The sequence below is a fragment of the Nannocystis sp. RBIL2 genome (assembly GCF_026626745.1).
In the GTDB taxonomy this organism is placed as follows: domain Bacteria; phylum Myxococcota_A; class Polyangia; order Nannocystales; family Nannocystaceae; genus Nannocystis.
Map to the genome: position 1 here is coordinate 3,962,076 of NZ_JAPNJW010000001.1, position 13,515 is coordinate 3,975,590.

The window sequence follows — 13,515 nt, forward strand, 5'->3', positions numbered from 1 at the left end:
TCACCCGAGCTCGGGCCCGGGCCGCTCGGCGACCTCGCGGGCGAGCCGGCCGAGCGTGCGGACCGCGTGGGCCAGCAGGTCGGACCACGGGTAGCCGCAGCTCATGCGGATGCAGTTGGCGAACCGCGGCTTGGCCGAGAAGATCGGCCCGGGGGCGATGCTGATGCTGTGGGCCAGGGCGCGGGCGTGCAGCTCGAGCGCCGACGTCCCGGGCGGCAGCTCGACCCACAGCACGAAGCCGCCGGCCGGGCGCGACACCCGGGTGCCGGCGGGGAAGTGCTCGGCGATCGCGGCGCTGACCTGCTCGACCTGGGCCTGCAGCTTGCGCCGCATCGCCCGCAGGTGGTGCTCGTAGCCGCCGTTCTCGACGAAGTCGGCGATCGCCAGCTGCGGCAGCGTCGGCGTCGCCACGCTGTTGGCGAACTTGAGCTGCTCGACCTGGTCGCGGAACCGGCCCGGCATCACGTAGCCGACGCGGTAGCCGGGCGCCAGCGTCTTGGTGAACGACGAGCACAGCATCACCAGGCCGGCCTCGTCGAACGCCTTGGCCGGGCGCGGCATGGCCTGGCCGAAGTACAGCTCGCCGTAGATGTCGTCCTCGATCAGCGGGATGTCGCGGCGCGCCAGCATCTCGACCAGGCGCTGCTTGGCCGCGTCGCTCATCGACGCCCCGAGCGGCTGGCTGACCACCGGCAGGGTCAGCACCGCCTTGATCTTGTGCAGCGCGATCGCCTCCTCGAGCGCGTCGAGGTCCATCCCGGTGCTCGGCTGGCACGGGATCTCGAGCGCGCGGATCCGCAGGCCCTCGATCAGCTGCAGCAGGCCGAAGTACAGCGGGCTCTCGATCGCCACCGTGTCGCCCGGCTGGGCCACCACGCGCAGGCACAGGCCCAGCGCCTCCATCGCCCCCACGGTCGTCACCACGTCGTCGGCGGTGACGGTGCAGCCGCGTTCGACCGCGCGGCGGGCGATCTGTCGCCGCAGCGCGGGGCAGCCCGGCGGCGGGTCGTACGACACCCCGACGGCCCCGGAGGCGCGGGCGATCCGCGCCAGGGTGGCGTTGAGGCGGTCGGTCGGCAGCAGCTCCGGGCTCGGCGTGGCCGCCCCGAACGGCACGATGTGCGGGTCGCGGGTAGCCCCGTAGACCTTGGCCACCAGGCTCGCCACGGACACCTTCGAGGCTGTGGTCGACGTCCGCGGCGCTCGCGGCTCGGGCAGCGCGGCGCAGCGGCGGCGCACGTAGTGGCCCGACTGCGGCCGCGCCTCGATGAGGCCGCTGCCCTCGAGGTGCTGGTAGGCCTGGATCACCGTCGACACGCTGACGCCCTGCTGCTTGCTCAGGCGCCGCACCGACGGCACGCGGTCGCCCGGGCGCAGCGCCCCGCGCTCGATCAGCCCCGCCACGTGGGCGGCCACCCGCTCGTAGAGCAACGCCTGCGCGTCCACGACACCAGCCTACCTCGCCGCGAGGGGTGCGACCAGCACAGCCCGGGGGAGGCGCCACCGGCACAGTTGCAGGGAGCGGGAACTGTACCGGTACGATTGCGGTCTTTCTGCATCTGTTACGGTCGGGTCGGCCGGCCCATGCTTGAGGCATGGCTTCCTCTTCCGGCGTCTGGATCGCCCCGCCCGTGCGGATCGCCTGGGATCGGGCCGCCGCCGCCGCGGTCCGCCCCGCGCGCGCGAGGCCCCCGCTCATGATCGTCGCGGCGATGCTCGCGGTGTACTTCCTGTGGGGCTCGACCTACCTGGCGATCCGCGTCGGCCTCGAGACGATCCCGCCGTTCTCGCTGGGGGCCGCGCGGTTCCTGATCGCCGGCGGCGGGCTCTACGCGGTGCTGCGCCTGCTCGGCGTCCGCCGGCCGACGGCGGCCGAGTGGCGCACCTCGTTCCTCACCGGCGCGCTGCTGTTCGTGGCCGGCAACGGCTTCGTGGTGCTCGGCGAGCAGTGGGTCAGCTCCGGCCTGGTCGCGCTGGTGGTCGGGACCATGCCGCTGTGGGCGGCGCTGTTCGGGCGCGCCGCCGGGCAGCCGCCGACCACGCGCGAGTGGCTGGGCCTCGGCCTCGGCTTCCTCGGCGTCGCGGTCCTGCAGCTCGGCGGCGAGCTGGCCGGCGCCGGCTTCGGCGCGCTGCTGGTCCTGCTCGCGCCGGTGTGCTGGGCCCTCGGCGTCGTGCTCGGCCGCACGCGCCCGCTGCCGCCCGGGCCGATGGGCGCGGCCACTCAGATGCTGGCCGGCGGCCTGATGATGGCCCTCGTCGCCGCGCTGCTGGGCGAGTCCCCGACTGTCCCTTCGGCCAGGTCGCTGGCCGCCGTGGCCCACCTGGTCGTCAGCGGCTCGCTGATCGGCTTCACCGCCTACGGCTACCTGCTGCGCCGCACCCGCCCTGCCGTCGCCAACAGCTACGCCTACGTCAACCCGGTGGTCGCCATCGTCCTCGGCGCCGCCCTGGCCGGCGAGCCGGTCGGCCCGATCACCTGGCTGGCGACCGCGGTGATCCTGTCCGGCGTGGTCGTGATCGGCCTCGGCGGCAAGCGCTGAGCCTGTCCATTCGCGCATGTTCTTGAAGACATGCGCGTTCGACATGTCCCTCCGGACATGCGCGAGGGAGTCAGACCCGCGGGCCGTCGTAGACCTGGACGCTCACGCGGATCTGGCCCGAGTTGTCCTCGTGGTTCGAGTCCCAATAATAAAAGCTGAGCGTGCCCTCGGTCAGGATCGTCATGCTCAGTTGGGTGCCGACGCCGAAGAAGGTGGCGCCGCCGTCGAGGCTGCCGACCAGCGCGCCGAACAGGAACGACTGCGCGCCGCGGCCGAACAGCCCGTAGTCGCCGCCCAGCGGGTTGCCGAGGCCGTTCGCGTTCGAGGTGCGGTCGGCCGCGCCGGCGCTCCACGTCTCGTCGGGGTCGACGTGGACCGTCAGCAGCTGCCCCGGCGACAGCGCGATCCCGGTGTCGAGCCCCGTCCCGCCCGAGATGCTGTGCGTCCTCGCGTCGACCGTGAAGTTGTTCTGCGCCATGAGCCCCGACCCTCCCGCGACCGCGGGCTGTGAACCGGGACCGTGCCAGCGTCAAGCGACGGCCTCCGCCGCCCACTGCGAACGACGAACTGCCGCTGCCGAAGCACCCGCGAGCGGAGGCGCCCCACCTATCCTGGGGTGTGCGGGGTCGCCGTGGCGACGGCTTCGGCGCGCTGCCGCGCGAGCCTGCGACCTGTCCCGACGGCCAGGTCGCTGCTCACGCAGTCCGGGCGGTCACGCCGCCTCGTCCGCCAGCATCTGGAAGCTGCGGCGGGCCAGCTCGAAGTTGTCGTTGTCCCACGGGTGGAAGCTCGGGCGCAGGTACTCACGCAGCCCGCGGAGGAACACCCGGCGGATGATCGGCTCGCGCCGCTGCGTCGCCCGCAGCTGCCTGCCGATCTCGCGCAGCCCGAGGCCCTTCTCCTGGCGCAGCAGCATCGTCGCGCCGGCGAACCAGAACGCCCCGAGCAGCGTCGTCGCCAGCGCCATCCCGGCCATCCGCAGCGCGTAGCTCGGGTTGACCTGCTTCAGCACGTCGAAGGCCACCGCCTTGTGCTCGATCTCCTCGGCCGCGTGCCAGCGGAGCAGCCGCTGCATCTTCGGGTGCACCATCTCGAGCGTGCCCTCGCTCGCCAGCGCCCCCTCGGCCATGATCGCGGTGTAGTGCTCGAGCGCCGCGGTCACCGACAGCCGCAGCGCCGGCGGGCTGATGCGCTCGATGAAGTCGAACGCGACCCGCTTGTACACGCGCAGGAACGTGTCGATGTCGTAGCCCTGGCCGCGCAGCGTCTCGAACACGCGCTCGTGCTCGTGCGCGTGGCGACCTTCTTGCCCGAAGAACCCGCGGATCTGCTCGCGCAGGCTCGGGTCCTCGATCTCGCTCATGTAGTGGCGGACCGCGCGGACGAAGAAGCGCTCGCCCATCGGGAAGATCAGGTGCAGCGCGTTGCCGATGGCCGTCGACACCGGCAGCCCCGCCATCCAGTAGCGCGGCATGTCGTCGAGGTCGAAGTCCAGCGCACGCGGCTTGATGGGTCCCAGGTCGGCGGGGGCGTGTGGCATCGAGAACCTCCTCTGTTCCCCGAGCCTACCGTCTATTGAATCAAAGTCAATAGATCCCTGAAAGCCTCTGGGGCGGGTGCTGTGGGCCACCAGCCTACGGCCGGGCGCGGGATCGCCCTCAGCGGTCGACGAAGTCGTGGACGATCCACGGACTCGGGAGCAGCGACGGCTCCACGTGCGCCAGGTCGACGGTCGGGTCGACGAGCGGCTGCAGCGTGCGCCCGTTGAGCGACACCAGGGCGACGGCGCGGACCTCGATCGCCGCGTGGCCGCGGGCGCGCAGGTCGTCGGCGAGGAAGCGGGCGTACTGCAGGATCATCTCCGGCCGGCCGCTCATCTCCTCGCGCTGCCAGCCCGGCAGGCGACCGGCCAGATCGATCTTCCACGTCGCCCCGAGCTCCGGGTCGGTGGCGAAGAAGCGGACGTAGCCGTCCTTGTCGCGCAGCTTCATGCGCCAGGCGAACTTGTGGCCCTCCTCGGTCCACGCGACGTCGCCGGGGTACAGCCAGTGGCGCAGCGGGAACAGCAGCTGCCAGCCGACGTAGAGCGCCAGGGCCGCGAGCGTGACCCTTTGCGCGCGTCCGAGCCGCACCGGCGGCCCCGCGAGGATCGGCGCCGGCGACGGCGGCGCGCCGACGAACGCCGCCGCGCGGTTCCACAGGCGGCGCGGCCAGTCGGGCTCGAAGAAGATCGTCGTCGCCGCGATCATCACCCACGGGAAGATGCCGATCGAGAACACCGCGGTGTTGATCAGGTGGAAGCACAGCGCCAGGACGTACGCGATCACGCGGGTGCGTCGCCACAGCAGCGCCGGCACCACCAGCAGGTCGAACACCAGCCCGCCGTAGCTGAAGAAGTACGGCGCCCACCACTCGCGCAAGAGCCACCCGGCGACCGGCAGCTCCTCGCGCTGGACCAGCCACATCCGCATCGGCTCGCAGCGCAGCCAGTCGGGGTTCAGCTTGGCCAGCCCGGCGTAGAAGTACGGGATCCCGATCTGCGCCCGCACCAGCCACAGCGCCCACGCCGGGGCCGAATCGGCGCGCAGCTGCGGCCGCAACCACGCGTCGACCGCCAGCGCGCGGTGGGCCGGGACGAAGATCATCAGGAAGCTGATCAGCGCGATCAGATAGATGTGATTGAGGTACAGCGCCTGCTCGACCAGAAACACGTAGGAGATGCCGACGAAGAACACCGCGGCGGCCAGGCGGTAGCACAGGCCGATCGTGACGCACAGCGCCGCCAGGCCGAGCACGCCGAACACCACGTACATGCCGTCGCCGGCGAGCGGCCGCACCCACTCGAGGCCGAAGAACGTGAAGTGGAACTCGGGCGCGACGTAGTACTCGCCGATGTCCGCCAGGTCGCTCCACACCTCGACGAACATCAGGAGGCCGAACAGGACGCGGAAGCACGCCAGCGAGGTGATGTCGACGGTGGCGAACAGCCGGCGCGCCAGCGAGGCGCGCGGGGCGTCGAGCGTTGCAGCGGTGGTTGGCATGACCGGCGGCATAGCGCCGATCGCCGGCGATGCAGCCCGCCCGCTCCTCGCCCCTCCACGCGCACGCGCGGCCAAATGGCGTGCCGCGTGCCCGGGCCCGGCGGGGCCGCCACGCGAGCGGACGTCCGGTGAATGGCCGCTCGCCGGGTGCCATGATTCGCGACTGAGCTCGCTTGATGCCCCCCTCGACCCGACGCATAGACGCGTACCTGTCAGGCCCACGGACAATGGCGTGGAGGAGGAGTGACATGCGAATGAGAATCACCGAGTACACCTGGATTCATACGAGCATCTTGGCGCTCGCTACCGCGTTCGTGACGAGCGCGTGTGACGAGGCGGAGGCGATCGACGAGGAGGATCTGGCCGTCGAATCGATCGATGAGGAGAAGCCCGAGTCGGGTCAGGTCGACGGCCAAACGGTCGACGAGCTGAAAGACGTCGACGCGGAGGCCGACGCCGACGAGGAGGTCAGCGCCGACGAGGAGCGGCGCCGCCACGGCGACGACGGCTGGGGTCGACGCCGCCGCCACGACGACGACGGCTGGGGCCGTCGCCGGCGTCACGACGACGACGGCTGGGGCCGTCGCCGCCGCCACGACGACGACGGCTGGGGCCGCCACTGGTAAGCCCCGCTCGACGGCCGACCGCGCCGCAGCGACGGACACGTCGCGGGCGCGGCCGGCCGTCGCCGCGTCGCGAAAGTCCGCCCATGACCCTCAGACGTCGCCTCCTCTTACTCGCGGCAGTCGCCGCGCACCTCGTGCTCGTCGCGCTCGGCGGGCTCGGATTCTGCCCGTGCGGCGCCGGGCCGCTCGGACCGCTCCTCATCGCGTACGGCGCCCTGACCGGGGCCAACAACGGCTACGGCTTCTACGCGCCCTCGGTCGGCGACCCGCCGACGCTCACCCTCACCCTCGTCGACGACGCCGGCCGCACCGCAGTCGACCGCCTCGTGCCGAAGATCACCCGCGAGGCCGACATCCGCGTCGAGGACCTCATCGAAGTGTTCCACGACCGCCGCAGCGACGACGCGGTGCGCGGCCGCCTGGCCGCATCGTGGGCCGCGACCCTGTTCGCGCGCCACCCCGAGGCCCGCAGCGTCACCGTCGACATGGGCTTTCACCGCGTGCCCTCGCTGGTCAAGGCCGCCCGCGGCGCCCGGGCCCGCTGGCGCTCGGTCTACCGCGCCCGCGTCGTCCGCCCGGCGCACGCGACCGACTCCCGAGGTGAACCGTGAAGGCCCGCCTCGAAGCCGCCCTGCGCGCGATCGATCGCTTCTTCTTCGCCCCGGCCAGTCCGGCCCCGCTGGTGGCCCTGCGGATCGGCCTCGCCGCGGTGCTGCTGGCCCAGGCGCTGCAGATCGCCCCGCTCTTCCACGCGCTGTACCACCACGGCGGCCTGCTCCGCGGCCCGCTCAAGGACGCGTTCGGGTCGCGGCATCTGCCGCCGCTCGGCGAGCTGCTGGCGACGCCGATCGAATCGCAGGTGCTCGCGGTCCTCGGTGTGCTCTACGTCGCCAGCCTGGTCGGCATGCTGCTCGGCTGGCGCACCCGCCTGTCGACCGGCGCCGCCTGGCTGCTGCACCTCGTATTCATGCGCCTGGCGCCGCACACCAATTACGGCGCCGACGACTTCGCCAACATCTTCCTGTTCTATTCGACCGTCGCCCCCGGCGGCGCCGCCCTGTCGCTCGATCGCCGGGCCGGCCGGGCCGGAGACACACCCACCGCGGGGACGCGCCTGGCGATCCGGGTGATGCAGCTCCACCTGTGCATCGCCTATTTGCTGTCCGGGGTGGAGAAAGCGAGCGGCTCCCAGTGGCGCGACGGCGAGGCGATCTGGCGCTCGCTCGTGGCCCAGGGCTACGAGCTGCTCGACTTCACCTGGATGGCCCAGGTCCCGTGGCTGCCGACGGTGGCCGGCTGGCTGGTGCTGGTCGTCGAGATCGGCTACGCGGCGTTCATCTGGCCGGCGGTCACGCGCCGCTGGTGGGTCGCCGCGGTCGCGGCGATGCACGCGGGCATCGGGGTGTTCATGGGCCTCCACGTGTTCGCGGCGGTCATGATCGTGCTGACCGTGGCGATGTTCGGGGTCAGCGCGGAGCCCGCTGTGACCGTCAGGAAACAACGCGAGCACGGCCACGACTTCTTGTCCGCCGCGGCCGCGTCTTCGGGTACGGTAGCCCGTGGCCAGGGCGCCCCGTCGCAGCGAACCGGATGAGGGGCGTGAACGCGCGCGACTGCAAGTCGACGAGCGTCGGGCCCAGCTGGTCGCGTTGGGCCTGCGCCTGTTCAGCGAGCGCAGCTACGACGAGCTGTCGATCGACGACATCGCCACCGCGGCCGGCATCTCGAAGGGGCTCCTCTACCACTACTTCTCGAGCAAGCGCGATTTCTACGCCGCGACCGTGCGCAGCGCCGCCGAATCGTTGCTCGCCCGCACCGACCCGGCCGGCGAGGGCCCCGACCCCGAGGCGCTGCTGGCCGCGCTCGACCAGTATTTGCTGTTCGCCGAGGAGCACGCCAGCGCCTACGTCGCGCTGATGCGCAGCGGCGTCGGCCACGACGCCGAGGTCGCGGCGATCGTCGAGGACACGCGGGCTCGCTTCGTCACCCGCCTGGCCGGCCGCCTCGGCCTCGCCGACCTGACCCCGCGCGTGCGCCTGGCGCTGCGCGGGTGGGTCGGCTTCGTCGAGGGCTCGAGCCTCGACTGGCTGGCGCGGCGCGACCTCCCGCGCGAGGAGCTGCGCGACCTGCTGGCGCAGCTGCTGGTCGCCACCCTGATGGCGGTCGACGCCGCCCCGCCGACCGCCGCGTGACCCGTCGCGCGTATGATCATTCTCGAATGATCATGGTCGAATAAAAAATGCAGGCCCGACAGAGGCGAGCCAAAGCTCGTCCCCGCCGGACCTGCCGGGTAAGCGCGACGCTGTGTCGTCTCGGTCGCGCTCGCCACATCCGTCCGCTCAATCGCGCTCGCCGAAGCACCAGTCATCGAGGCCGCCGCGGCCGCGGCAGTGCTTGCGGGCGCGTCGCTCGCAGTAATCGCGGTGGCCGCGGATCTTGATCCGCTCGGTCACCGCCCGGTAGCGATGGCCGCGCTCGCATCGCGCGAGGCAGTAGCCGCGCCAGTGATCGTTGTCGTCGTAGCACTCCCACCGGTCGTTCTCGCTGGGGTCGACCTCGTCGGTGAACTCGACATCGTCGCCCGAGACGTCGCCCTCGGCGGCGGTCGCCTGGTCGGCCAGCTCCTCGATCGGCTGCTCGGGCGCCGCGAGAGCGGCCCACGCGCTGAACAGTGCGCTGAAGATCATCATGACACCTTCTCCTCTTCACTATCGAATGTCCGTGTCCACGCGCGCGCGACGTGGCCCCCGCGCGTCCAATGCGACGGGTGTCCGGAACCATGAGCCCGGTCCGGCGAATCGTCGAGCAGACTCTGCCGCGAAATTATGCGCCGGGCGGGCCGCCCGCGGCGAGCGGACGACAGTATGCTGATATGACCTTTAGGACATCTATGATGAAAAGCGCGGGCTCGCGCTTCGGCCCGAGGTCAGCGCTCGCGGTCGCGCCGCGCCAATACCACCGCCGCGAAGCCGACGCACAGCGCCGTGTACGCCAGGAGCACGCCCCAGACCTCGAACACGTGCGCGGTGGAGGGGTCGTAATCGACGGTGGGGTAGACCGGGCAGCTCAGCGGGTTGCCGGGGATCGTGCAAGCGGCGAAGTCCCGCGGCGGCTGCAGGTGCGCCAGCGACCCGAACGCCTCCATCGCCCAGCGCGCGCTGGTGAGGTACGACAGCGGCGCGAGGCCGGCCGGCAGCGACACCAGCGCCAGCGCGAGCAGCAGCTGCGGCACCAGCACCAGCGGCACCACGCTCATCGCCCGGTCCGACGTCCGCGAGGTGCTCGAGAGCAGCAGCCCCATGCCGAGCCCCGACAACGAGCTCAAGAAGGTCGTGACCAGCATGCTGCCGAAGAACCCGAGCCCGGCCACGCCGCGCATCACCGACTCCGGCCCGTCCGCGGTGAAGATCGTCACCGCCGCCGAGAAGTCGACCCTCAGCGCCAGCACCGTCAGCAGCACGACCGACTGCACCAGACACACCGCCGCCAGCACCACGAACTTCGCCAGCAGGTAGGGCCCGATCCGCAGGTTCGCCAGCCGCTCGCGGCGGTAGATCGCCCGCTCCTTCGTCAGCTCGCGCGCGGAGCACAAGATCCCGCACCACACCGCCACCAGCGCGACGAGGAACAGCACCAGCCGGCCGTGCGAGCTCTGCAGGTCCTGCAGCGCGCGCTCGCGGGCGACCAGCACCAGGATCGCGCCGATGATCGGCGCCTGCAGCAGCAAGGTCGCCAGGTTGCGCCGGTCGACGGCCAGCAGCCGGACGTTGCGCCGGACCAAAATCATCAGCTGCTGCCACGCCGACACCCGCGCCGTGTCCGGCCGGTCCTCGGGCGTGGTCCCGCCGACCTTCATCGACGTCATCGACATCGACGGCCGGCTCTGCGAGTTGTGCAGCTTGTTCGACTTGACCGAGGGCCCGCGCGTCTCGCCGGCCAGGCGCTCGACGATGTAGCGCGTGCGGGCGTCCGAGCGGCGGAACCGCAGCTCCCACAGCTCGGCCAGCGACGGCTCGCCGCGCTCGTGGGCCTCGCGCCAGCGGGCGTACTCGCTGCGCAGCTCGCCGAGCACCAGCGGGTGCGACTCGTGAGCGTCGCCCTCGACCTTGGTGTAGATGTCGGCGAAGTCGCCGCTGCGCACCCCGAAGTGCTGCAGCGCCTCGGCCGGCGGCCCGAACCACACCAGCCGCGCGTCGGCCATGAACGCGATGTGGTCGCATTGATGGATGTTGGCCGTCGCGTGGGTGACCATCACGATCGTGCGCCCGCCGTCGGCCAGGCGGCGCAGCGTGTACATCAAGCGCTTCTCGAGGCCCGGGTCGAGCCCCGAGGTCGGCTCGTCGAGGAAGAACAGGCTGGGGTCGGCCAGCAGCTCGGCGGCGATCGAGACCCGCTTGCGCTGGCCGCCCGACAGCTCGCTGATGCGAGTGGTGCGGCGGTCCTCGATGTCGACGTCGGCCAGCACTCGCTCGACCCGCGCCGCGATCTCGGCGTCACCTGTATCTTCGGGCAGGCGCAGCTGGGCGGTGAAGCGCAGCGCCTCGTCGACCGTGAGCGTCTGGTGCAGGATGTCGCTCTGCGGGACGTAGCCGATCTGGCCGCGATAGGCGTCGAAGTTGGCGTAGTAGTCGTCGCCGTTGACGAGCACGTCGCCCTCGCTGGCCCGGCTGAAGCCCGACAGCGCGCCGAGCAGCGTCGACTTGCCCGCCCCCGAGCCGCCGACGATCGCCACGAACTCGCGCGGCAGGATCGCCAGCGACACGCGGTCGAGGATCACCTTGCCGCCGCCGACCCGCCGCACCAGCCGCCGCGCCTTGAGCTCGATCGCCCCGCGGTGGTCGTACGAATCGAGCGAGCGCCCGTCGTAGACCAGCTTGAACGGCCCCACCTGGATGATGTCGCCGCGCGCCAGCTTCTTGCTGATCTGGACCCGCTCGCCGTTGACGAAGGTGCCGTTGGCGCTGCCGAGGTCGCGCACCTCGTGGCCGTCGGCCAGCGCCCGCACCGTCGCGTGCCGCCGCGACACCAGGAGGCTCGCCAGCGTCACCTCGCAACCCTCGCGCCCGATCGTCACCTCCGGCTGGTCGAGGCGGCAGCGCGGCACCGACTCGTCCGGCGGCGCCATGGTCCGCGCCAGCCGCTGGTAGGTGATCGTGACGAAGCTGCCGGTGTACGGGTCGCCGACCCGCAGCACGTCGCCGTGGCGCAGCTCGTGCTCGGGCACCTGGTGCCCGTTGAACATCAGGCTGCACGGGCCGCCGAGGTCACGGACGCGGTAGCCGTCGCCGACGCCGGTCGGCTCGAACCGCAGCTGGTGCGCCGCGACGAACTCGGCCTTGACGACGATGCGGTTGTCGTCGGCACGGCCGAGGCGAAACGCCTTGCCGTCGAGCGGGTACGGCACCTCGCGCTTGTTGGGCTCGCGCACCACCAGCCGCGACGCCTGCAGCCGCACGGCCCAGGTCACTTCCGGCGACGGGTCGTCGCTGTCGGGCGTCAGGTCCACGCAGGCCTTGTATTCGCAGGATCCAGCCCGCGCCGGCGAATGTCAACGTTTCTGGGCAATTTCCCCACGATGTGTATGCTTGCGGCATGACCACGAGGACCCAGATCTGTCACACCCTGTCCCGCGTGCAGGCCCGCTGGGCCGTGATTGCTCGCGGGCTCCTCCTCGGCGGCGCGCTCCTCGTCGCCTGCGACGACTCCGCCGAGCAGCGTAAACCAGGCCCGACGCCGGCGGTCCCGGCGGTCGATCGCAGCTCCGACACGCCGCCCGCCGAGCCCAAGCCCAAGCGCCCGGCCACCGGCTCCGACACGCCGACCACGCCGCCGCCCGCCACCGACCTGCTGCCCACCGGCTCCGCCACCGACGTCGCCTCGGTCGTCCGCTCGTACAGCGGCTGTTACACCGACTGCGTGTCCGAGAAGAAGGCGACCAACCGCGAGACCTGCAAGCTCACCTGCGACGACGCCGCCGAGGCCGCGATCGAGAGCATGCCGGGCGGCCCGTCGAAGGAGAAGTTCAAGGCCGCGGCCGCCAGCTTCACTGGCTGCGTCAACTCCTGCTTCGCCGACAAGAGCCTGAACTCGACCAACCGCGCGACCTGCGTGCTGACCTGCCAGGACGCCGCCGAGGTCGCCGCCGTCGGCAAATGATCGCGGGCGCAGCGCGCTCAAAACCGCGCCATCACCCCCAGCCCGGTCGGCAGCACCCGCGCGCTCCGAGCCGGCCTCGGCGCGCGATTGCGCACCAGTGCGACGATCCCCAAAGTCACCAGCACCGCCCCCGACACCGCCAGCGCCGCCCCGCCCCAGCCGGTGTTGTAGAGCCAGCGACAGTCGCCGTCGGCGTCGACCTCAGTCCCCGTGCAGCGCTTCTTGAACGGCAAGTCGTCGAGCGCGAGCAAGGCCACGCCGGCCCCGAACAGCGCCAGCCCGCCACCGAGCGCCGCCCCACCGAGCGCGCGCTGACGCGGGTTGCCCGGCGTGCGCTGCAGCTCGATCACCACCTCTTCGCGGGCGCCGGCGACGAACGTCAGCTCGCGCTCCTCGGCGACGTAGCCGCCGAGAGTGACCCGGATCTTCCGCGCCCCGGCGAGCAACGGCCGCTCGAGCGGGGTCTTGCCGACGACCTCGCCGTCGACGTGGACCAGCGCGCCGCTCGGCCGGGTGTCGAGCACCAGCACCGGCGGCCCCTTGCCGAGCACCGCGAGCCGCGTCTGCAGCAGCGCGCCCTGGGAGTCGAGCAGGTCGGCGACCTCGCCGACGCCGCAGATCTCGCACCGCTCCTGCGACTTGAAGATCACCGCGCCGGAGCCCGCGTCGACCAGCTCGAGCTCGAGCAAGTAGTCGCGGCTCTTCATCGTGATGCCGGTGCGCACCAGATGGGTCGCACCCGCCTCGCGCAGCGCGTCGAGGCACGCCTGCCGCTCGCAGCCCGGCTCGCCGACGCGGTCGGCCACGTCCTGCTCGACGAGAGTGAAGTCGCCGCGCTGAAGCCCGCGCCGCAGCCCCGCGACCCAGCCCGTGCGCGTCGCCTCGTCGACCTGGCCGCCCCCCACGCGCAGCGGCACCACGGCGATCCGCACCGAATCGTCCTGCGCCGCCGCACCCCCGGGTGGCGCGGCCCACACGACCCCGACGGGCGGCATCGCCAGCAGCCAGCCCAGAAGCACGCAAAGCGGGACCCGCACCGCTCTACCCTAGCATCAACGCCCTCGGCCCAGGGCCTCCCCGGGCGCGCTCGCACCGCGCGAAACCGCGCATCACGACACTCGCCCCTTGTCGCGCCCCCCCATGGCCGCCCAC

General features: G+C 72.0%; 13 protein-coding genes. 6 read left to right on the plus strand and 7 right to left on the minus strand.

From position 1 onward, the window contains the following. The gene (locus OV090_RS15535; RefSeq protein ID WP_267704434.1) at nt 1–1,446 is read right to left on the minus strand and encodes a PLP-dependent aminotransferase family protein; all 1,446 of its coding nucleotides are present in this window, start codon (nt 1,444–1,446) and stop codon (nt 1–3) included. A gap of 149 nt (nt 1,447–1,595) precedes the next feature. Here OV090_RS15535 and yedA point away from each other — a divergent pair, with 149 nt between their 5' ends. Next, nucleotides 1,596–2,540, plus strand: a complete 945-nt coding sequence (gene yedA, locus OV090_RS15540) for a drug/metabolite exporter YedA (RefSeq protein WP_267704435.1) — start codon at nt 1,596–1,598, stop codon at nt 2,538–2,540. 70 nt (nt 2,541–2,610) lie between these two features. Here the strand turns inward: yedA and OV090_RS15545 are convergent, their stop codons facing one another. From OV090_RS15545 to OV090_RS15555, 3 genes are all read right to left on the minus strand, one after another. Next, nucleotides 2,611–3,018 (minus strand): hypothetical protein, encoded by a 408-nt coding sequence (locus OV090_RS15545; protein ID WP_267704437.1) that lies wholly within the window; start codon nt 3,016–3,018, stop codon nt 2,611–2,613. 234 nt (nt 3,019–3,252) lie between these two features. Further along, on the minus strand, nt 3,253–4,080 hold the full coding sequence (locus OV090_RS15550) for a metal-dependent hydrolase (protein WP_267704439.1): 828 nt from the start codon (nt 4,078–4,080) through the stop codon (nt 3,253–3,255). A 118-nt stretch (nt 4,081–4,198) separates the two neighbouring features. After that, nucleotides 4,199–5,581 (minus strand): HTTM domain-containing protein, encoded by a 1,383-nt coding sequence (locus OV090_RS15555; RefSeq protein WP_267704441.1) that lies wholly within the window; start codon nt 5,579–5,581, stop codon nt 4,199–4,201. A 248-nt stretch (nt 5,582–5,829) separates the two neighbouring features. On the opposite strand from OV090_RS15555, the gene OV090_RS15560 reads away from it, so the two are divergent. From OV090_RS15560 to OV090_RS15575, 4 genes are all read left to right on the plus strand, one after another. Further along, nucleotides 5,830–6,207 carry a hypothetical protein gene (locus OV090_RS15560; RefSeq protein WP_267704443.1) on the plus strand — a complete coding sequence of 126 codons (378 nt, stop codon included), beginning with the start codon at nt 5,830–5,832 and terminating at the stop codon, nt 6,205–6,207. Nucleotides 6,208–6,290: 83 nt separating this feature from the next. Continuing rightward, a complete protein-coding gene (locus OV090_RS15565; protein ID WP_267704444.1) occupies nt 6,291–6,818 on the plus strand; it encodes a hypothetical protein in 528 nt (175 codons plus the stop codon). Next, complete coding sequence (locus OV090_RS15570; protein WP_267704445.1) at nt 6,815–7,801, plus strand: HTTM domain-containing protein; 987 nt, start codon at nt 6,815–6,817, stop codon at nt 7,799–7,801. Before OV090_RS15565 ends, OV090_RS15570 begins: the two co-directional genes overlap by 4 nt. Before the next feature lie 55 nt (nt 7,802–7,856). Beyond that, nucleotides 7,857–8,399 carry a TetR/AcrR family transcriptional regulator gene (locus OV090_RS15575; protein WP_267704446.1) on the plus strand — a complete coding sequence of 181 codons (543 nt, stop codon included), beginning with the start codon at nt 7,857–7,859 and terminating at the stop codon, nt 8,397–8,399. Nucleotides 8,400–8,546: 147 nt separating this feature from the next. Here the strand turns inward: OV090_RS15575 and OV090_RS15580 are convergent, their stop codons facing one another. Both OV090_RS15580 and OV090_RS15585 read right to left on the minus strand, forming a co-directional pair. Beyond that, nucleotides 8,547–8,897 carry a hypothetical protein gene (locus OV090_RS15580; RefSeq protein ID WP_267704447.1) on the minus strand — a complete coding sequence of 117 codons (351 nt, stop codon included), beginning with the start codon at nt 8,895–8,897 and terminating at the stop codon, nt 8,547–8,549. Between the two features lie 236 nt (nt 8,898–9,133). Further along, nucleotides 9,134–11,713, minus strand: a complete 2,580-nt coding sequence (locus OV090_RS15585) for an ATP-binding cassette domain-containing protein (RefSeq protein ID WP_267704448.1) — start codon at nt 11,711–11,713, stop codon at nt 9,134–9,136. 86 nt (nt 11,714–11,799) lie between these two features. On the opposite strand from OV090_RS15585, the gene OV090_RS15590 reads away from it, so the two are divergent. Beyond that, nucleotides 11,800–12,363: a hypothetical protein gene (locus tag OV090_RS15590; RefSeq protein WP_267704449.1), complete on the plus strand. Its 564-nt coding sequence runs from the start codon at nt 11,800–11,802 to the stop codon at nt 12,361–12,363. A 17-nt stretch (nt 12,364–12,380) separates the two neighbouring features. Here the strand turns inward: OV090_RS15590 and OV090_RS15595 are convergent, their stop codons facing one another. Next, nucleotides 12,381–13,400 carry a PEGA domain-containing protein gene (locus OV090_RS15595; RefSeq protein ID WP_267704450.1) on the minus strand — a complete coding sequence of 340 codons (1,020 nt, stop codon included), beginning with the start codon at nt 13,398–13,400 and terminating at the stop codon, nt 12,381–12,383. Between the last annotated feature and the right edge of the window lie 115 nt (nt 13,401–13,515).